The organism is Rhizobium brockwellii (assembly GCF_000769405.2).
Taxonomy (GTDB): Bacteria; Pseudomonadota; Alphaproteobacteria; order Rhizobiales; family Rhizobiaceae; genus Rhizobium; species Rhizobium brockwellii.
The window spans coordinates 196,319-214,720 of sequence record NZ_CP053441.1 but is presented as its reverse complement, the minus strand read 5'-3'; the positions used below and the strand labels follow the sequence as shown (position 1 = coordinate 214,720).

At 61.5% G+C, this 18,402-nt stretch carries 16 protein-coding genes; 8 read left to right on the top strand and 8 right to left on the bottom strand.

Annotated elements, in window-relative coordinates:
• Nucleotides 1–197 precede the first annotated feature (197 nt).
• Genes RLCC275e_RS29090 through RLCC275e_RS29080 form a run of 3 tightly spaced genes read left to right on the top strand, consistent with a single transcriptional unit; the run spans nt 198 to nt 4,108 of the window.
• A complete protein-coding gene (locus RLCC275e_RS29090) occupies nt 198–2,906 on the top strand; it encodes a DUF4118 domain-containing protein (protein WP_033183670.1) in 2,709 nt (902 codons plus the stop codon).
• Entirely contained in the window at nt 2,903–3,595 is a 693-nt protein-coding gene (locus RLCC275e_RS29085) for a response regulator transcription factor (protein WP_033183671.1), read from the top strand. The genes RLCC275e_RS29090 and RLCC275e_RS29085 overlap by 4 nt, the downstream gene beginning before the upstream one ends.
• Before the next feature lie 57 nt (nt 3,596–3,652).
• The gene (locus tag RLCC275e_RS29080; RefSeq protein WP_033183672.1) at nt 3,653–4,108 is read left to right on the top strand and encodes a PTS sugar transporter subunit IIA; all 456 of its coding nucleotides are present in this window, start codon (nt 3,653–3,655) and stop codon (nt 4,106–4,108) included.
• A gap of 114 nt (nt 4,109–4,222) precedes the next feature.
• Here the strand turns inward: RLCC275e_RS29080 and RLCC275e_RS29075 are convergent, their stop codons facing one another.
• On the bottom strand, nt 4,223–5,239 hold the full coding sequence (locus RLCC275e_RS29075) for a porin (RefSeq protein ID WP_033183673.1): 1,017 nt from the start codon (nt 5,237–5,239) through the stop codon (nt 4,223–4,225).
• Nucleotides 5,240–5,601: 362 nt separating this feature from the next.
• Between RLCC275e_RS29075 and RLCC275e_RS29070 the strand changes: the two genes are divergently transcribed.
• The 5 genes from RLCC275e_RS29070 (at nt 5,602) to RLCC275e_RS29050 (ending at nt 10,468) form a co-directional block, all read left to right on the top strand.
• Nucleotides 5,602–6,627, top strand: a complete 1,026-nt coding sequence (locus RLCC275e_RS29070; protein WP_033183674.1) for a sulfate ABC transporter substrate-binding protein — start codon at nt 5,602–5,604, stop codon at nt 6,625–6,627.
• Between the two features lie 8 nt (nt 6,628–6,635).
• The gene (cysT, locus tag RLCC275e_RS29065; protein ID WP_033183675.1) at nt 6,636–7,493 is read left to right on the top strand and encodes a sulfate ABC transporter permease subunit CysT; all 858 of its coding nucleotides are present in this window, start codon (nt 6,636–6,638) and stop codon (nt 7,491–7,493) included.
• Nucleotides 7,483–8,355, top strand: coding sequence for a sulfate ABC transporter permease subunit CysW (gene cysW, locus RLCC275e_RS29060; RefSeq protein WP_033183676.1), 873 nt, complete (start codon nt 7,483–7,485; stop codon nt 8,353–8,355). Before cysT ends, cysW begins: the two co-directional genes overlap by 11 nt.
• Before the next feature lie 10 nt (nt 8,356–8,365).
• Nucleotides 8,366–9,406, top strand: coding sequence for a sulfate/molybdate ABC transporter ATP-binding protein (locus tag RLCC275e_RS29055; RefSeq protein ID WP_033183677.1), 1,041 nt, complete (start codon nt 8,366–8,368; stop codon nt 9,404–9,406).
• 225 nt (nt 9,407–9,631) lie between these two features.
• Nucleotides 9,632–10,468 (top strand): cell wall hydrolase, encoded by an 837-nt coding sequence (locus RLCC275e_RS29050; protein WP_033183678.1) that lies wholly within the window; start codon nt 9,632–9,634, stop codon nt 10,466–10,468.
• Nucleotides 10,469–10,561: 93 nt separating this feature from the next.
• Here the strand turns inward: RLCC275e_RS29050 and pepT are convergent, their stop codons facing one another.
• The 7 genes from pepT to RLCC275e_RS29015 form a co-directional block, all read right to left on the bottom strand.
• Nucleotides 10,562–11,794 carry a peptidase T gene (pepT, locus tag RLCC275e_RS29045; RefSeq protein WP_033183884.1) on the bottom strand — a complete coding sequence of 411 codons (1,233 nt, stop codon included), beginning with the start codon at nt 11,792–11,794 and terminating at the stop codon, nt 10,562–10,564.
• Between the two features lie 146 nt (nt 11,795–11,940).
• Complete coding sequence (locus RLCC275e_RS29040; RefSeq protein WP_033183679.1) at nt 11,941–12,999, bottom strand: ABC transporter ATP-binding protein; 1,059 nt, start codon at nt 12,997–12,999, stop codon at nt 11,941–11,943.
• A gap of 4 nt (nt 13,000–13,003) precedes the next feature.
• Nucleotides 13,004–13,834: a carbohydrate ABC transporter permease gene (locus RLCC275e_RS29035; RefSeq protein ID WP_027665653.1), complete on the bottom strand. Its 831-nt coding sequence runs from the start codon at nt 13,832–13,834 to the stop codon at nt 13,004–13,006.
• A 4-nt stretch (nt 13,835–13,838) separates the two neighbouring features.
• Complete coding sequence (locus RLCC275e_RS29030; RefSeq protein WP_033183885.1) at nt 13,839–14,774, bottom strand: carbohydrate ABC transporter permease; 936 nt, start codon at nt 14,772–14,774, stop codon at nt 13,839–13,841.
• 97 nt (nt 14,775–14,871) lie between these two features.
• Nucleotides 14,872–16,131: an ABC transporter substrate-binding protein gene (locus RLCC275e_RS29025; RefSeq protein WP_033183680.1), complete on the bottom strand. Its 1,260-nt coding sequence runs from the start codon at nt 16,129–16,131 to the stop codon at nt 14,872–14,874.
• Between the two features lie 35 nt (nt 16,132–16,166).
• Nucleotides 16,167–17,339: a PLP-dependent transferase gene (locus tag RLCC275e_RS29020; protein ID WP_033183681.1), complete on the bottom strand. Its 1,173-nt coding sequence runs from the start codon at nt 17,337–17,339 to the stop codon at nt 16,167–16,169.
• Nucleotides 17,336–18,058: a FadR/GntR family transcriptional regulator gene (locus RLCC275e_RS29015; protein WP_033183682.1), complete on the bottom strand. Its 723-nt coding sequence runs from the start codon at nt 18,056–18,058 to the stop codon at nt 17,336–17,338. Before RLCC275e_RS29015 ends, RLCC275e_RS29020 begins: the two co-directional genes overlap by 4 nt.
• Between the last annotated feature and the right edge of the window lie 344 nt (nt 18,059–18,402).

Below are 18,402 nucleotides of genomic sequence, written 5' to 3'. Positions count from 1 at the left end.
GGATGCTCGGGTCAAGCCCGAGCATGACGGAGGGCGGGGCTGACGGAAGGAGCCACTCACGGAGCAGACGCCCGTGTCAGGAATGCCATGCGTCAGCTAAATCAAACAATGCCGGCCCCTCGGCCGAACTGACTTGATGAGGGACCGGGAAGACTAGCGCCCGTCCTCGGGAGCCATCTACAGAAAGACCGAACTACATGCCAGACGACAATCGCGACCAGGCCGGCAGGCCCTCGCCCGATGCGCTTCTCGAAAAAGCCCGGGCGGAGTCGCGGGGCCGTCTGAAGATCTTTCTGGGTGCCGCCCCCGGCGTCGGTAAGACCTACGAGATGCTCGTCTCCGGCCGTGCGAAGATCGCCGACGGTCTCGACGTCGTCATCGGCGTCGTCGAGACCCACGGCCGCAAGGAGACCGAGGCGCTCGTCGCCGGCTTCGAGATCATCCCCCGCGTCGAAATCAGCTACAAGGGCCGGCCGCTCGAGGAAATGGACCTCGACGGCATCCTCGCCCGCAGGCCGGATCTCGTGCTGGTCGACGAACTCGCCCACACCAATGCAGAGGGCAGCCGCCATCCGAAGCGCTATCTCGACGTCAAAGAATTGCTCGATCGCGGCATCGACGTCTATACGACGCTGAACATCCAGCACGTCGAAAGCCTGAACGACGTCGTTTCACAGATTACCCGCATCCGTGTGCGCGAGACGGTGCCGGACTCAATCATTGACCTTGCCGACGACGTCGAGATCATCGATCTGACGCCGGATGATCTCATCAAGCGGCTGCATGACGGCAAGGTCTATATGGCGCGCACGGCCGAGCGGGCGCTCACCAACTACTTCACCCCTGGCAACCTGACGGCGCTGAGGGAACTCGCACTGCGCAAAACTGCCCAGCGCGTCGACGATCAGTTGCTCACCCACATGCAGGCCCATGCCATATCAGGCCCCTGGGCGGCGAGCGAGCGCGTTCTTGTCTCGGTCGACCACCATCCGCGCTCAGCGTCACTGGTGCGCTACGCCGCCCGCATGGCCTCGCGCCTGCGCGCGCCTTGGGCCGCCGTCTATATCGAGACCAACCGCTCGATCAATCTGAGCGAGGCCGAGCGTGACACGGTCGCATCGACGCTGCGCCTTGCCGAGCAGCTCGGCGGCGAGGCGATCACCCTTCCCGGCCGCGAGGTCGCCGAAGAGCTCGTCGGTCACGCCACCGCCAACAACGTCACCCACATCGTCATCGGCGCCCCGAAGAAGCCGACATGGCGAGACTGGTGGAGCCGCTCGATCACCGACGAGCTGATCCGCAGGGCCGGAGAGATCAGCGTCCACGTCATTTCAGGCAACGAGAAGGACGGCACCACCACGCGCGGCGTCAAGGCCGCCGTCACCGCGCCGCCACTGGATTTCAGGGCCTACCTGCTGGCGACCGGCTATGTCGCTATCGCGCTCGGCGTCAGCGTCGTGCTCGACCAGGTGCTCGACGTGCGCAACCTCGCCCTCGTCTTCCTGATGGCGGTGCTGACCTCGGCCGTCCTCCACGGCCTGCGGCCGGCCCTTTACAGCTGCATCCTCAGCGCGCTGTCCTTCAACTTCTTCTTCCTGCCGCCCCGCTACACGTTGACGATCAGCGATCCGGAAAGCGTGCTTGCGCTCTTCTTCTTCCTGGGCGTCGCCATCATCGCCAGCAACCTGACCGCAACCGTGCAGCGCCAGGCCGCCGCCGCCCGCCAGCGGGCGCGCACGACCGAAGACCTTTATCTCTTCTCGAAAAAGCTCGCCGGCACCGGCACGCTCGACGACGTTCTCTGGGCAACCGCCTTCCAGCTTGCCTCGATGCTGAAGGTCCGCGTCGTGCTGCTGCTGCCGGAAGAGGGCAGCATCGCCGTCAAGGCCGGTTATCCGCCTGATGATACGCTCGACGATGCCGATATCGCCGCCGCCCGCTGGGCCTGGGAGCACAATCACGCCGCCGGCCGCGGCGCCGATACCCTGCCCGGCGCCAAACGCCTCTATGTGCCGCTGAGAACCGGGCGCACCGCCGTCGGTGTCATCGGCCTCGACAGTGACCGCCGCGACGGACCGCTGCTGACGCCTGAGCAACAGCGCCTGCTCGATGCGCTGGCCGACCAGGCGGCCCTTGCCATCGAACGCGTCCAGCTCGTCGCCGATGTCGACCGAGCAAGACTTGGGGCCGAAGCAGACCGGTTGCGCTCGGCCCTACTGACTTCGATCTCGCACGACCTGAAGACACCGCTTGCCGCCATCCTCGGCGCCGCCGGCACGCTGCGCGATTATTTCGCCTCGATGCCGGAGGCGGACCGCAGCGACCTCCTGTCGACCGTCGTCGACGAATCCGAACGCCTCAACCGCTTCATCGCCAACCTGCTCGACATGACCAAGATCGAATCCGGCGCGATGGAGCCGAACTATGCGCTGCATTATGCCGGCGATATTGTCGGCAGCGCACTTCGCCGTGCCGCAAAGATCCTCGACGCCCACAAGACCGAGATGAGCATTCCCGCCGACCTGCCGATGGTGCGCGTCGATCCTGTCCTGTTCGAGCAAGTGATCTTCAATCTGCTCGACAATGCCGCGAAATACGCGCCCGAGGGATCGGTGATCCATATCGAGGGCTGGGCCGATGCCGACAACGTCGTCGTGCAGATTTCGGACGAAGGCCCAGGCATTCCGCCGACTGATCTTAACCGCGTCTTCGATACCTTCTACCGCGTGCGCAAGGGCGATCAGGTGCGCGCCGGCACCGGTCTTGGCCTTTCCATCTGCCGCGGCTTCATCGAGGCGATGGGCGGCACGATCACCGCCGGCAACCGGATGGGCCGTCCGGGCGCAGTCTTCACCATCCGCCTGCCGAAACCCAACGACATTCCGAAACTGGATGAACTCAGATGACCGGTTCAGCCGTCAAAATCCTCGTCGTCGACGACGAGCCTCCGATCCGCAAGCTGCTCCGCGTCGGCCTGACCGCTCAGGGCTACGAGGTGCGCGAGGCGCCAAACGCCAGCACCGCCCGGCAGTCGGTCGCCGACGATATGCCCGATCTCATCGTGCTAGACCTCGGCCTGCCCGACACATCAGGCCACGACCTGCTGCAGGCGTGGCGCGATGAAGGGCTTTCCATGCCGGTCGTCATTCTGTCCAGCCGCACCGACGAGGCCGGTATCGTCAAGGCGCTGGAAAGCGGCGCCGACGATTACGTCACCAAGCCCTTCGGCATCAACGAGCTCGGCGCTCGCATCCGCGTGGCGCTGCGCCACCGCCTGCAGCAGCAGGGCGAAAAGGCGATCTTCCAGACCGGTGGGCTGTCGATCGATCTCGTCAAGCGCATCGTCAAGGTCGACGGCACGGAAATAAAGCTGTCGCCGAAGGAATACGACATCCTGCGCGTGCTCGCCCAGCATGCCGGCAAGGTGCTGACACACCAGTTTCTTCTCAAGCAGGTATGGGGGCCGGCGGCGGATGTGCAGTATCTGCGCGTCTATATCAGGCAGCTGCGGCAAAAGGTCGAGCAGCTTCCAGACCAGCCGCACTATATCACCACCGAGACCGGCGTCGGCTACCGGCTCAGGGAACCGGATTGACCTCCCTTCCCTCCCGCTGCCCGAACAGTATCGAGCCCGAACAGCATCGAGAATGACATGAACCTTCCCAACATCATCCGGCCGGAACACACCTTCATCGGCGTGTCGGCGCCGACCAAATGGCGCGCGTTGCAGACCATCGCCGACAAGGCCGCAAAAGCTTTCTCCGTCGATGGCCAGACCATCCTGAAGGCGCTCGAAGCGCGTGAGAAGCTCGGCTCCACCGGCATCGGCAACGGCATTGCCATCCCGCATGCGGCAATCGACGGCATGACCAGCCCGCGCGGCCTTCTCATCCGCTTTGCCCAACCGCTGGATTTCGAGGCGATCGACGATATCCCGACCGACATCGCCTTCGTGCTGCTCTTCGGGGAAAACAATCGCGGCGAATATCTGAACGTGCTTTCCGCCATCGCCAGGCGGCTGCAATCGGACGGCGTGATTGTCGCCATGCGCAAGGCAAGGACGGTCGACGAATTCTATTCCGATTTCATCGCCGATTCACGGGTGTGACGTCCAAATTCAATAGCGAGAGCATGATGTCGCCCGAAAATCGCTCACACTTTTCGGCATCATAAAAAAGGCGCGGCCCGAAGGTCGCGCCCGCTCGTCTGCAATCAGACTATCTTAGAAATCGCGCTGGAAGCGCAGGAAGCCGAACACTTCGTCGTCGCCTTCGTCCTCATCGTGATATTGCACGCTGAGCTTCGAACGCAGGTCTTCGACGATCTGGTAGTCGATGGTGACACCGGTCGTGTAGGCGCTGCCGCCGGTGAAGCCGTTGCCGTCAGCCTCGAGAGCGATGTTCTCGAAGTACTGGAAGCCCGGGGTGACCGACCACTTGTCGTTGATCTTCAAGGCATACTCTGCTGCGATCGTCCATTCGGACTCTTCGTAGTAGTAGTTGGCGCCGCTTGCCCATACGCCGGCAATGCCGAGCGTGCCGGGGCCGATGTCGGCATAGACGATACCGCGGACAGCGACTTCGCTGGTGTCGGTGTCATAACCGGCAAGCAGGTAAGCGCTGATGGCGCCGGCCTTGTAGGAGACCTGGCCTGCGACACCGAAGTTGTTCGGGCCTTCGCCCGGCTTGGTGGCGTAGTCTTCTTCCAGTTCGTCGACCGAGATGCCGGCCGCGAAAGCGCCATTCTCGTACTGATAGCGGATCGAGTTATGGGTCGTCTCGTTGCTGGCGAGCGTATCGGTCTCGCCGCTCATGTCGTCATCCCACCAGCTGTACAGCTTACCGGCGCGGAAACCGGCAATGTCGAGATAGCCCTCATCCAGCAAAGCTTCCTGATCGGAGGCATTGTCGGCATTGTAACGCAGCGTGATGACGCCGGTGAGCGTACCGTACTCGGTGTCGTTCTTGGTCTGGAAGGTGACCTGACCACGAGTCCAGAAGTTTACGTCGGAATCGCCGGAGATCTGCTCACCGAAGCGCACTTCGGTTCGGATGTAACCGCCGATCGAAAGGCATGTTTCCGTCCCCGGAATATAAAAATAGCCGGTACCGTAGGCGTCGCAAACGCGAACATATTCCACGGGCTCGGGTTCCGCCGCCACGATGGCGTCGGCTGCGCGGGCTCCGGAAGCCGCGGCAAGGGCGGCGACGGAGGCAAAAAGGATAGTTCTGATATTCATTTTGAATGGCCCTTAACAGGTTTGGAATGCGAGGCGCACTTCAAGGGTTGCCCCCGCGTAGCAGTCGGCGAATACGACCGCACGGGAGCCATATAGGAATCCGCAAGTGCCATCGCGGCAAAATCTTGGCAAAAATCTGCATCACCATGTCGTTTTCGTGGAGGAACTGTGGCCAAAAAAACACGGCCCTGCGGCGGGGAGCGCCCGGCGACCAATTGGCCGCGGCCAACTTCGGCACGTCCATTTCCAAATTGCCCCTTAAATGGAATGGCATTCTAACAGCCATGCCGGAACCGGAAGAACCTTCGTTTCATTATACGACCGAGTTGATAGAGTTAAGCCAGAAAACAGGAGGGTTCCCCATGCAGACACAACGGCTCACCCGGCTCCTCGCGGCGGCGGTCATGGCAGGCAGCTTCGCGATCGGAAGCATTGCTCCGGCATTCGCGGATCAGACGCTTCTTAACGTTTCATACGATCCGACCCGTGAATTGTATAAGGATTTCAATGCCGCCTTTGCCGCCAAGTGGCAAAAGGACAACGGTGAAACCGTGACGATCCAGGCTTCGCATGGCGGTTCCGGCGCCCAGGCCCGATCCGTCATCGACGGTCTCGACGCCGATGTCGTGACACTTGCCCTCGAAGGCGATATCGACGCCATCGCCAAGGCGACCGGCAAGATCCCGGCCGACTGGAAGACCAAATTCCCCAACAATTCGACGCCCTATACGTCGACGATCGTCTTCCTCGTCCGCAAGGGCAACCCGAAAGGCATCAAGGATTGGGGCGACCTGGTCAAGGACGACGTGCAAGTCATCACGCCGAACCCGAAGACCTCGGGCGGCGCCCGCTGGAACTTCCTGGCCGCCTGGGCATGGGCCAAGCAGGCGAACGGCGGCGACGAACCCAAGGCGCAGGAATACGTTGCGAAACTGCTGCAGCATGTTCCGGTTCTCGACACCGGCGCTCGCGGCGCCACGACCACTTTCGTCCAGCGCGGCCTCGGCGATGTGCTGCTCGCCTGGGAAAACGAAGCCTATCTTTCGCTCGAAGAGCTCGGTCCCGACCAGTTCGAGATCGTGACCCCGGCTTTCTCCATCCGCGCCGACCCGCCAGTCGCCATCGTCGACGGCAATGTCGACAAGAAGGGTACGCGCAAGGTCGCCGAAGCCTATCTCAACTACCTCTATTCGGACGAAGGCCAGAAGATCGCCGCCAAGCACTATTATCGGCCGATCAAGCCGGAAGCCGCCGATCCGGCTGACATCGCCCGCTTCCCGAAGCTGACGCTGGCGACCATCGACGACTTCGGCGGCTGGAAGAGCGCACAGCCTAAATTCTTCGGCGACGGCGGCGTATTTGACCAAATCTACAAGCCGGCCCAATAATAGACTTCATGAAAGCACATAGCCCCACGCGGTGGCGGTTCAAGCGGCCGAGCGTCATTCCGGGTTTCGGAATGGCGCTCGGCCTTACCTTGACCTGGCTCACCCTTCTGATCCTCATCCCGCTCTCGGGCCTTGCCGTCCGGTCGAGCGCGCTCGGCTGGGAGAAATTCTGGTCGATCGCGCTCGATCCGCGCACGCTGAACGCGCTGCGCATCAGCTTCGGCAGCGCCTTCATCGCCGCGATCGTCAATGCCGTCTTCGGTATCATTCTCGCCTGGGTCCTGGTGCGTTACCGCTTCCCCGGCAAGCGCATCATCGATGCCATGGTCGACCTGCCCTTCGCGCTGCCGACCGCCGTTGCCGGCATCGCACTGACGACGCTCTATGCGCCGAACGGCTGGATCGGCCAGTTCCTGACGCCGCTCGGCATCAAGATCGCCTTCACCCCCGCCGGCATCGTCGTGGCGCTGATCTTCGTCGGCCTGCCCTTCGTGGTGCGCACCGTGCAGCCGGTCATGGAGGAAATCGACAAGGAAGTGGAGGAAGCTGCGGCAACGCTTGGTGCCAACCGCTTCCAGACGATTTTCCGCGTGCTGCTGCCGGGGCTGGCGCCCGCCGTGCTCACCGGCTTTGCGCTCGCCTTTGCCCGCGGCGTCGGCGAATACGGCTCGGTCATCTTCATCGCCGGTAACCTGCCGTTCAAATCGGAGATCGCGCCGCTGCTGATCATCATCAAACTCGAAGAGTATAATTATGCGGCAGCGACCGGCATTGCGGCGATCATGCTGATCATCTCGTTCGCCATGCTGCTCGTCATCAATCTCATTCAGAGCTGGAGCAGGCGGAGGTACGGCTATGGCGCTTGATGCGACCGCTCAACCAACGAAGCTGCGTTCGGTGACCACCGAAAACAGGATCGCGCGCTTCAGCCTGATCATCCTCTCGCTCGTCTTCCTGCTGCTGATCCTGCTTCTGCCGCTCGCAGCCGTCTTCGTCGAGGCCTTCCGCAAGGGCGCCGGCCCCTTCTTTCAAGCGCTCGCAGACGCCGAGACTTTCTCGGCGATCCGGCTGACGCTGATCGTTGCCGGCGTCAGCGTGCCTCTCAACCTCGTCTTCGGGGTCGCCGCCGCCTGGGCGGTCGCCAAGTTCGAGTTCAAGGGCAAGGCTTTCCTGACGACGCTGATCGACCTGCCGTTCTCGGTCTCGCCCGTCATATCGGGCCTGGTCTTCGTTCTGCTGTTCGGCGCCAATACCTGGCTCGGCCAGTGGTTCAGCGCTCACGACATCAAGATCCTGTTCGCCGTGCCGGGGTTGATCCTCGCCACCATGTTCGTCACCTTCCCCTTCGTCGCCCGCGAACTGATCCCGCTGATGCAGGAACAGGGAACGGCCGACGAGGAGGCAGCCCTTTCGCTGGGCGCCAGCGGCTGGCAGACCTTCTGGCACGTGACGCTGCCAAATATCAAATGGGGCCTGCTCTACGGCGTGCTTCTCTGCAACGCCCGCGCCATGGGCGAATTCGGCGCCGTCTCGGTGGTATCAGGCCACATCCGCGGCCAGACGAACACCATGCCGCTGCAGGTGGAAATTCTCTATAACGAGTATAATTTCACCGGCGCTTTTGCGGTCGCCACGCTTTTGGCCTTGCTCGCGCTCGTAACTCTTGTTTTGAAGACGCTGCTGGAAATGCGCTATAGCGCCGAAATCGCCGCCAGCCGACGGCACTGAAGGATTTGGAATGGAAGTACGCGTTCAAAACATTCGCAAGGAATTCGATCGTTTTCCGGCGCTGCACGATGTCTCGCTCGACATCCGCTCCGGCGAGCTGATCGCACTGCTGGGCCCCTCGGGCTCCGGCAAGACGACGTTGCTGCGGCTGATTGCCGGCCTTGAAAGCCCGACGGAGGGGCTGATCTTCTTCGGCGACGAGGATGCCTCGAAGAAATCAGTGCAGCAGCGCAATATCGGCTTCGTCTTCCAGCACTATGCTCTCTTCCGCTACATGACGGTGCTCGAAAACGTCTCCTTCGGCCTGAAGGTCAGAAACAGCGCGCGGCGGCCGCCGAAGGCCGATATCCGCAGGCGGGCGCTGGAACTGCTCGACCTCGTCCAGCTTTCCGGTCTCGAAAAGCGTTACCCGGCCCAGCTTTCCGGCGGCCAGCGCCAGCGTGTGGCGCTCGCCCGCGCCATGGCGGTCGAGCCGAACGTGCTGCTGCTCGACGAACCCTTCGGCGCGCTCGACGCCCAGGTGCGCAAGGACCTGCGCAAATGGCTGCGCGATATCCACGACCGCACCGGACACACCACCGTCTTCGTCACCCACGACCAGGATGAGGCGCTGGAGCTTGCCGACCGCGTTGTCGTCATGAGCCAGGGCGCGATCGAACAGGTCGGCACGCCGGACCAGGTCTACGACAATCCGAATTCTCCCTTCGTCTTCGGCTTCATCGGCCAGTCGAACTGCCTGCAGGTCGAGATATCAGACGGCGACATTCGCTTCGAAGGCCGCTCGCTCGGCCTCAATGCCGAAGGCGAGCCGGATGGCACGGCGCAGCTCTATTTCCGCCCGCATGACGTCAGGCTCTGCGAATCGGCCGAAAACTGTATCGCAGGCCAGCCGGTCTCCAGCCGCCGCGTGGCAGGCACCCGCCATATCGAATTGGATATCGGCAACGATCGCCCGCATATCGAGATCGAATTGCCGCCGAGCGAGGCCGACAGGCTCGACCGCAACCGGGTGTCTTTCAAGCCGACCCGCTGGAAGCTGTTTCGCAGCTGATGGAGATCGGGACGCTGCAACACCTTGAATTCCTGCATAATTTTATCCCTAAACCGATTCCGATTTAGGGAATTATGCAGGAGGCCATCGCCGGAATCGTATATCGCGAGCATTCATCGGTCTTTTTGTGATCTACGGTTGTTTGTATTTCGGTCACATGACGAGTAAAAACGTTTTCGCTAATCATAAAGGGCTGGACTAAATCCCAATAGGAGGCACCTGACGTTGAGGGCGGAGATTTCCTTTGGAAAATCCCTGATCGGGATTTTGTTCGTAGGACTGGCAGCTGCTAGCTGCACGACGACATCGAAACCGGCGGCAACGGCGGGGAACACCAAGACGAAGCAGGGCCAAGCGGCGAAAGTCACGTTCAATTATACGGCCAAAGACCGCGAGTGCCTGCAGCGCGCGATGTATTTCGAATCGCTGCATTCGGACGAGGACGGCTACATGGCTGTCGGGACCGTCGTAATGAACAGGCTCACCTCCGGCGCCTATCCCACATCGATCTGCGGCGTGGTGGCCCAGAAAAAGCAGTTCGCGCCCGGCGTGATGACGCGTGAAGTCAAGCCGCAGGCAGAAACCGAGCTTGCCAGCGCGGCCGATGCAATCCTTGTTAAAGGCGCACGCCATCCTGCGGTGAAGGACGCGATGTTCTTCCACACCGATGGGCTAAAATTCCCCTACGACAATATGCACTATGTGACGGTTGCCGGCGGCAACGCCTTCTACGAAAAGCGCGACTCCAACGGCATGCTTGAAACGCCGCCGCCGCTGCCCTCCTACGAGGTGGCGATGAACTATGTGCCCGGCGAAAGCATGCTGCCGCCGCAATTCGAGGCCCTGATTCCCTCGGCGGTTCCCGTTCCTCTCCCGGCTCCGGACCCCATGGCGACGGCGAGCACGGGGCAGATGCGGATCACGGCGCCGGTGACCGCGCCGGAGACATCACCGGTAACATCGGTCGAGCCCGAGCCGGGAATGCCCATTGCGATCCCTATTCCACGCCCCGCCTATGACAGCGTGATGCTGCGTGAAAGCCTTCCGGCGAACGGCGGTTAAACCGCCCTTCTGGTTTAAGAGTTAGGTCGAAGCGCGTTTTGTTGCCGCGCAATTCCGGACGCAAAACTGCGGCGCACTTTTGCTGGACTTGGCTTAGGCGCGCTCTTCCCAGACCCTCGCCAGTTCCACGATCGTTTTGACCGCCTTTTCCATATCCTGACGGCTCACCCATTCGAGCGGCGAGTGGAAAGCATGACCGCCGGCGAAGATGTTCGGGCACGGCAGCCCCATGAAGGAAAGGCGCGAGCCGTCGGTGCCGCCGCGGATGCTACCGCGCAGCGGCGTCATGCCGGCCCGGCGCACCGCCTCGATCGCGTTCTCGACGATCTCCGGGTGACGATCGAGCACCACCTTCATGTTGCGATACTGCTCCTTGACCTGGAAATGATAGGTCGAGCCGGGATAGGCTGATATGACGTCCTTGACGATGGCTTCGAGCATCGTTTCCTTTTCCGTCAACCCCGTGTCGGTGAAGTCACGGATGATGAAGCTCAGCGCAGCCTTCTCCATCGAGCCGGTGACGCCGATCGGATGGATGAAGCCCTGCTGGCCTTCCGTGGTCTCGGGGGCAATATCCCTCGGCAGCCGGTCGATGATGGCGCCGGCGATCTTGATGGCGTTTTCCATGCGGTCCTTGGCGAAACCGGGATGGATCGCCACACCTGAAATGCTGATTTCGACGCCGTCGGCCGAGAAGGTCTCATCCTCGATATGGCCGGCCGTCTCGCCGTCCATCGTATAGGCGAAGTCGGCACCGAGTTTCTTCAGGTCGACCTTGTTGACGCCGCGCCCGACTTCTTCGTCGGGGGTGAACAGGATCTTGATCGTCCCGTGCCTGATATCAGGATTGTCGACGAGGATCTGAGCCGCGGTCATGATCTCAGCCAGTCCGGCCTTGTCGTCGGCGCCGAGCAATGTCGTTCCATCGGTCGTGACGATGTCGTTGCCGATCTGGTTCTTCAGCTCGGGATGATCGCTGACGCGGATCACCCGACCCGTGTCGCCGGCAAGCTTGATATCCCCGCCGGCATAATTCCTGACGATCTGCGGCTTGACATCAGTGCCGTTGAAATCGGGCGCCGTATCCATGTGCGAGCAGAAACAGATGACCGGCACCGTCTTGTCGCTATTGGCCGGAATGGTCGCGTAGACATAGCCGTGTTCATCGAGATGCGCGTCGGCAAGACCGATCTTCAGCAGTTCATCGACCAAAACCCGGCCCAGATCCTTCTGCTTGCCGGTGGTCGGCTGCGTCGACGAGGCAGGGTCGGATTGCGTGTCGATAACGACATAACGGAGAAAGCGGTCGAGAACAGTGTCGGTCATGGCATCCAATCCAGCAAGATCACACGAACGATATAGCCCTCCCGGACGATGCGGCAAAAGGTTTTTCCGCTCGCAGCACGTGAGGGTTTCGCCATTCAATCCGTCTTTCAGCCATCACGCGGCGGCGAGCAAGCTACCTCAACCACTCAGTCGACGCGTTTTCCTTCACCGTCGAACACATGCAGATACTGGGCCGGGAAGGCCACATTGACTTTCGGACCCGCCTTCAGCGCGTCGCGGTTCAGCGTGAAGATCTTGAACGGCAGGCCATGCAGGGCAAGGTGCAGGATGATGCCGAAGCCTGTCGGTTCGACGAGTTCCACATCCGCGGAAAGCCCCGCCCCGCCGTCGCTCATCACAACATGCTCCGGCCGGATGCCGAGCGTCACCTTTGCGCCGTCTGAAAGCGGCAGAGGCTTTGCAAGCGGCACGATCGTGCCGTCCTTCAGCTTCACGCCGCCTGCATCATAGCTGGCCTCGAGGAAATTCATCCCCGGCGATCCGATGAAGCCGGCAACGAAGAGATTGGCGGGGCGGTCGTAGAGCTCCAGGGGACTGCCGACCTGCTGGACCACCCCGCCATGCATGGCGACGATCCGGTCCGCCAGCGTCATTGCCTCGATCTGGTCGTGGGTCACGTAGATCGAGGTCGCCTTCAGGTCGCCATGCAGTTTCTTGATTTCGGCGCGCATCTGCTCGCGCAGTCGCGCATCGAGGTTGGACAGCGGTTCGTCGAACAGGAAGGCCTTCGGCTGGCGCACGATGGCGCGGCCCATGGCGACGCGCTGTCGCTGGCCGCCGGAAAGCGCCTTCGGCCTGCGTTCGAGCAGCGGATCGAGGCCGAGCTTGGCGGCGGCCGCAGCCACCGCGCTTGCAATCTTCTCCTTCGCCACCTTCCGCAGCCTGAGGCTGTAGCTCATATTGCCGGCGACGTTCATATGCGGGTAAAGTGCATAGGACTGGAACACCATGGCGATGTCGCGATCCTTGGGATGCAGCTCGTTTACCCTATTGCCGGCGATGCGGATCTCGCCTGCTGTGACCTCCTCCAGCCCGGCGATCATGCGCAGCAGCGTGGACTTGCCGCAGCCGGACGGGCCGACGAGCACGACGAATTCGCCGTCCCGGATTTCGAGGTCGACGCCGTGCAGCACCTGCACATGGCCATAGGCTTTGCGGATATTCCGGATATCGATCGATGCCATTTGTTTAACCCTTGACCGCGCCGGCCGTCAGGCCCTGGACGAGATAGCGCTGGATGAGCAGGAAGAAGAGGCCGGCCGGAATGAGCGCCATGACGCCCGCCGCCATCATCTGCCCGAAGTCCACCGAGAATTTCGAAACGAAGGTGAGAAGGCCGACCGGGAAGGTCGCCGCGTCATTGCCGTTGATCAGCATCAGCGCGAAGAGCAGCTCGCTCCAGGCGGCAGTGAAAACGAAGCCGAGTGTGGCGGCGATACCCGGCAGCGTCAGCGGCAGGATGATCTGGCGAAACGCCGTGAACTGCGTCGCCCCGTCGATCTTCGCCGCCTCTTCGAGATCCCTCGGAATGCCGTCGAAGAAGGACTGCATCAGGAAGGTGGCGAAAGGCACGTTGAAGGCGGTGTAAACGATGACGAGCCCGGTCAGGCTGTTGGTCAGATGCAGAGGAGACAGGATCTTGAAGATCGGCGCCACCAGCATGACGAGTGGGAACATCTGGGTCAGCAGCATCAGGGCGACGATCCAGTATTTTGCCCGGAAATTGAAGCGCGACAGCGCATATCCCGATAACGAGGCGCAGATCGTCACGGTGACGGCCGTCGAGGCCGAGACGATCAGGCTGTTCTTGAAGAAGGTCGGAAAGGCGCTGTGCCGCAGCACGAAGGCATAGTGATCCCATGTCGTGCGCGACGGCCACATGCGCACGCCCTCGCTATAGAGCAGGTCGTTCGGCGTCACCGAGACCTTGAGCAGCCAGAACAGCGGAAAGAGCGCGAAGGCGATGTAGCAGAGGATCGCCAGACGGTGTGCGATGGTGGGAATGACGGATCGTCTCATGATCTCAATCCTTGTTCAGCAGCGTCTGCCGGAGCAGGATGATCAGCATCGAATAGGCAAGCAGCAGCACGAGCAGCACCAGCGCGATCGCCGAGGCATAACCGAAATCGAGCCGCCTGAAGGCTGTCGTGAAGATGTAGCTGGCGACGATCTGCGTTCGGTCTGCCGGCCCGCCATTAGTCATGACGACGATGAGATCGGCGAAATTGGAAATCCACACGGTGCGCAGCAGCACGGTGATGGCGATCGTTGGCGCCAGAAACGGCAGGGTGATCGAGCGGAAACGCTGGAACCAGCCGGCGCCGTCGATCGACGCCGCCTCATAGAGATCGCGCGGGATCGCCTGCAAGGCGGCGAGCAGGGTAATGGCGAAGAAGGGAATTCCCCACCAGACATTGGCGACGATCGGCCCCCACATCGCATAATTGGGGTCGGAAAGGATATTGCCCGGCTCATGCATCAGCCCTAGGGCGAAGAGCCAGTGCGGGATCGGCCCGATGACGGGATTGAACAGCCAGGCCCAGTTGAGGCCAGCAAGAAAGGACGGCACGGCCCAGGGCAGGAAGACCAGCGCCTGCGCGATTGCCCGGCCCTTAAACGGCTTGTCGAGCAACAGCGCCAGGATGAGCCCGAAAACGAACTGCAGGACGACGGAGGCGCCGGTCCACCAGAGCGTATTCCGCAACGCGCCATAGAAGGCGGCATCGCCTGAAAGCTCGCGGAAATGATCGAGCCCGATGAAGCCGCCGGAAAACGGATTGAGCAGCTGGATATCGCGGAAGGCGTAGGAAATCCCGACCGTCAGCGGCACCAGCATGACCGCGATGATCAGGATCAGCGACGGCGCGCTGTAGAGATAGGGCTCCGAAGCATCGGCAACGCGACGCAGCCATGGCCTGCGGTCGCGACGCATGTCGAGCGTATCGGCGGAAATAGTCATCAGCCAAGAGTTCCCGTTCGCGGCGTTCATGCGCCGTCTGTGTCATCAAAGTAGCGACGGCGGCCCCGTCGAAAGGCCGCCGCCGTCAGTCCGTTGCTTACTTCTTGGCGAGGAACTTCTGCTGCGCCTTGGTGAGGTATTCCGCCCACTGGTCGGCCAGATCCTTTGCGGAGATATCGCCGAGCAATGCCTGCTGCGAGGTCTTGATCGCCAGCGAATCCTTGAAGAAGGCGAATTCCTCGAGATAGGTCGGCATGACTGTTGGTACCGTGTTCGGGTCCGCCAGTTCCTCGAACCAGCCCTTGAACTGGTCACCGGCATAGAAGGGATCCTTCTCGGCCGCCGTATAGGCCGGCAGGGCGCCGATGCGCTTGTTCCACTCGATATTGCCTTCCGGCCCTTCGAGGGTGGCGATCAGCTTCCAGGAGAGATCCTTGTTGCTGCTGGTCGTGAACATCGACCATCCGCCATAGCCGATCGTCGGGAAGGACTTGCCGTCGGGACCCTTCGGCAGCGGCATGACGCCGAAATCTTCCTTCTTCATGCGTTCGGCGATGGCGATCAGCGCATCCGGATCCTGGTCGAGGAATGCGCAGGTGCCGGAATAGAAGCCGGCGACGACTTCGTTGAAGCCCCAGTTGACGCTGTCCTTCGGCGCATAGCCCTTCTTGTAGAGATCGACCATCCATTCGATGCCCTTGGCCCAGCCAGGGCTGTTCATCGTCGAGGTGCCGTCGTCGTTGAAATACTTGTTCGAGCCGGCCATCGAGGCGGCGAAGATCATCCAGCCATTGAGGCCGCCCGCTCCGCCGCGCATGCAGTAGCCGTATTTGCCGGACAGTTTGGAAACCTTCTCCGAAGCGGCGGTGAATTCTTCCATCGTCTTCGGTGGCGCGGCGACGCCGGCTTCGGCAAGCAGCTTCTTGTTGTAGAACATCGCCCTCAGATAGAATCCGTAGGGCAGCATATAGGCGGTGTTCTTGACGTCGCGGCCGAGTTCGAGCGCGCGCGGCGTCAGCTCCTTGGTATGCTCCCACTTTTCGAGGTAGGGCTCCAGGCTCTCGAGCATGCCGTTATTGGCATAGAGCGACAGCCAGGTATCGGGCATCTCCATCACATCGGGCACGTCGCCGGCCGACACCATGGTCGCGAACTTCTGAAACGCTTCGTTCCAGGGCAGCGAGATGATGTCGACCTTGGTGCCGGGATTGGCGGCTTCGAATTTGCCGACGATCGATTTCAGCGTTTCGGTGCGCTCCGGGCTGGTGATGACTTCGACAAGCTTCAGCGTCGTATCGGCAAAGGCCGTGCCCGCCATCATCGAAGCAAAGAGCGTCGAGATTATTAGTTTTTTCATGGCTCAGTTCCCCCTTGTTAGGTTTCTCTCGGGTTTCAGGATTGTGAGGCGGCGGCGAGCGCCTCCTCGATGTCTCTCCACAACGCCTCGGTTCCTTCCAGGCCGACATGGAGACGTACGGATCGCGCATGGATGCCGAAGGCATGTGCGGAATTCGGCTGTGCCTTCTGCTGAAGCACCACCTCGCCCGGTACGATCAGGCTTTCATGTCCACCCCAACTTACGCCCAGTTTGAAGAGCTTGAGGTGATCGGCGAAGGCGCGGATATCGACGCCTTCGCGGAATATGAAGGAAAACAGGCCCGAGGTGCCGATGAGGCCAGTGGGCAAACGGTTGGCGAGCCCTGGATGGCAGACTGTCTCCACCACGTCGAGCTTCTGCAGGCGCCTGGCGATTTCGAGAGCGGATGCCTCGTGGGCCCTCATGCGCAGCGGCAGCGTCCGCAACCCGCGGATCAGCAGCCAGGCGTCGAACGGCGAAAGCTTGCCGCCGAGATAGGGATAGGCCTCGGCCTTGACGCGCGCAATCATCGCCTTCGAACCGGCGATGACGCCCGCCACCACATCGCTATGGCCACCGAGATATTTCGATGCCGAATGAATGACGAGGTCGACGCCGAGCGTCAGCGGCCGCTGGAAGAACGGGCTTGCCCAGCTGTTGTCGATCATCGAGACGACGCCGTGTTGTCTGGCGAGTGCTGCGAGCGCGCCGACATCATGCGCTTCCATCACCCAGCTCGTCGGGCTTTCCATGTAGAACAGCTTGGCGCCGGGCAGCGCCTTGGCGACCGCTTCCTCGTCGCGCCCGTCGACATAGGTCACCTCGATCTTCATCCGCTTCAAGATGGTGCCGAACAGGCGAAAGGCATCGGGATAGACATGCTTGACGGCAACGATGCGGTCGCCCGGCTCGACGAAGCTTAAGACAGCCGACGAGATCGCCGCCATGCCGCTGGCAAAACCCAGCGCATCCTCGGCACCTTCGAGCTTGGCGAGCATTTCCTCGAAGGCACGTACCGTCGGGTTCAGGCCGCGCGTATAGATCGGCCGCACCTTTTCGCCGCGATAGGAGGCGATCATCTCGTCGTAATCGGAAAAGGTGAAAAGCGACGTCTGGAAAATCGGCGGCACGACGGCGTCGGCGAAGTTGCCTTCGTCATGCGCGGTGATGAGGGAAGCAAGATCGAACGGTTCAGAGCCGTTGCTCATTTGGACATTTCCTTGATGTCTTCCTCGACGATATCGAGAATTTTCAATGTTTCGGCGCGCGCCGCCTCGGGATCCCCGGCAGCGATTGCATTGAAAAGGGTACGGTGAAAGGGAAAGGACCGGCGCGCGAAATCCTGCCGGTCGAAGGGATGTTCCCAAAAGCGCTCGAAGGTCTCGCGCATCTGCTCGAGAAGCTGGCGAAACAGCGGATTGTGGGTGGCGTCGTAGACAGCGAGATGGAAAGCCAGATCCTCCGGCCCGGAGGTGCCTTTCTCGATATGCACCCGCTCCATCTCGTTCAGCTTCTCCTCGATGACGACGAGATCCGTGCTCGTGCGCCGCCGGGCCGCAACCATGCCCGCCTCGCATTCGATGCCGCGGCGAACCTCCAGCGTCTGCAGCAGCACGTCGCGCAGATGAACCGTGTCGAACGACAGCGGCATATGGATCGTTGCCCTGGAAACCGGTTTCAGCAGATAGGTGCCGCTGCCCTTGCGCGTCTCAATGACGCCGAGCGCCTGGAAGTGGCGGATCGCTTCGCGAATGGTGGAGCGTCCGACGGCAAGGGCTGCCATCAGCTCGCGCTCGGCCGGCAAACGGTCGCCCGCCTTCAACCTGGCTTCCTCGACATAATCCGCCAGCGCATCGGTCACCTGACGCGCGCGGTCCATGACCGGAAGCGGCCGGATCACCGGCCTGTCGCTGCTATTTGCCTTCATGGTTCCCCATTTTCTTATCAGGCAGCCGACCTTTAGAATTGGTCTGACATCTTAGCATTTCTCAAAGAGCGAAAGACGTCAAGGGGCGTTTGTTCTCAGGTTGGTCCGCCGCTCCACAATTCCTTCTGCACCTCCGAAATGGTCTCAAAAATACCTGATCCGATATCCCTTCATCGGTCACGAAAAGATCTCGACACGGGATGTGGCAGGCCTACCGGATAGCGCCGAAGTCGAAGTCTCTTTGATATCCGGAGCGGCGGAATGTAGGCGGACCAGCGGCAGTAGGTGCCGCTAGTCCACGAGGCGGCACCCGGCGGCGCTTACCGCAGGCACGCAGTGGAACC

Excerpts from the sequence above, each read along its gene's own strand:
- RLCC275e_RS29090 (WP_033183670.1), top strand. The coding sequence starts at position 198 with ATGCCAGACGACAATCGCGACCAGGCCGGCAGGCCCTCGCCCGATGCG.
- RLCC275e_RS29085 (WP_033183671.1), top strand. The coding sequence starts at position 2,903 with ATGACCGGTTCAGCCGTCAAAATCCTCGTCGTCGACGACGAGCCTCCG.
- RLCC275e_RS29080 (WP_033183672.1), top strand. The coding sequence starts at position 3,653 with ATGAACCTTCCCAACATCATCCGGCCGGAACACACCTTCATCGGCGTG.
- RLCC275e_RS29075 (WP_033183673.1), bottom strand. The coding sequence starts at position 5,239 with ATGAATATCAGAACTATCCTTTTTGCCTCCGTCGCCGCCCTTGCCGCG.
- RLCC275e_RS29070 (WP_033183674.1), top strand. The coding sequence starts at position 5,602 with ATGCAGACACAACGGCTCACCCGGCTCCTCGCGGCGGCGGTCATGGCA.
- cysT (WP_033183675.1), top strand. The coding sequence starts at position 6,636 with ATGAAAGCACATAGCCCCACGCGGTGGCGGTTCAAGCGGCCGAGCGTC.
- cysW (WP_033183676.1), top strand. The coding sequence starts at position 7,483 with ATGGCGCTTGATGCGACCGCTCAACCAACGAAGCTGCGTTCGGTGACC.
- RLCC275e_RS29055 (WP_033183677.1), top strand. The coding sequence starts at position 8,366 with ATGGAAGTACGCGTTCAAAACATTCGCAAGGAATTCGATCGTTTTCCG.
- pepT (WP_033183884.1), bottom strand. The coding sequence starts at position 11,794 with ATGACCGACACTGTTCTCGACCGCTTTCTCCGTTATGTCGTTATCGAC.
- RLCC275e_RS29040 (WP_033183679.1), bottom strand. The coding sequence starts at position 12,999 with ATGGCATCGATCGATATCCGGAATATCCGCAAAGCCTATGGCCATGTG.
- RLCC275e_RS29035 (WP_027665653.1), bottom strand. The coding sequence starts at position 13,834 with ATGAGACGATCCGTCATTCCCACCATCGCACACCGTCTGGCGATCCTC.
- RLCC275e_RS29030 (WP_033183885.1), bottom strand. The coding sequence starts at position 14,774 with ATGACTATTTCCGCCGATACGCTCGACATGCGTCGCGACCGCAGGCCA.
- RLCC275e_RS29025 (WP_033183680.1), bottom strand. The coding sequence starts at position 16,131 with ATGAAAAAACTAATAATCTCGACGCTCTTTGCTTCGATGATGGCGGGC.
- RLCC275e_RS29020 (WP_033183681.1), bottom strand. The coding sequence starts at position 17,339 with ATGAGCAACGGCTCTGAACCGTTCGATCTTGCTTCCCTCATCACCGCG.
- RLCC275e_RS29015 (WP_033183682.1), bottom strand. The coding sequence starts at position 18,058 with ATGAAGGCAAATAGCAGCGACAGGCCGGTGATCCGGCCGCTTCCGGTC.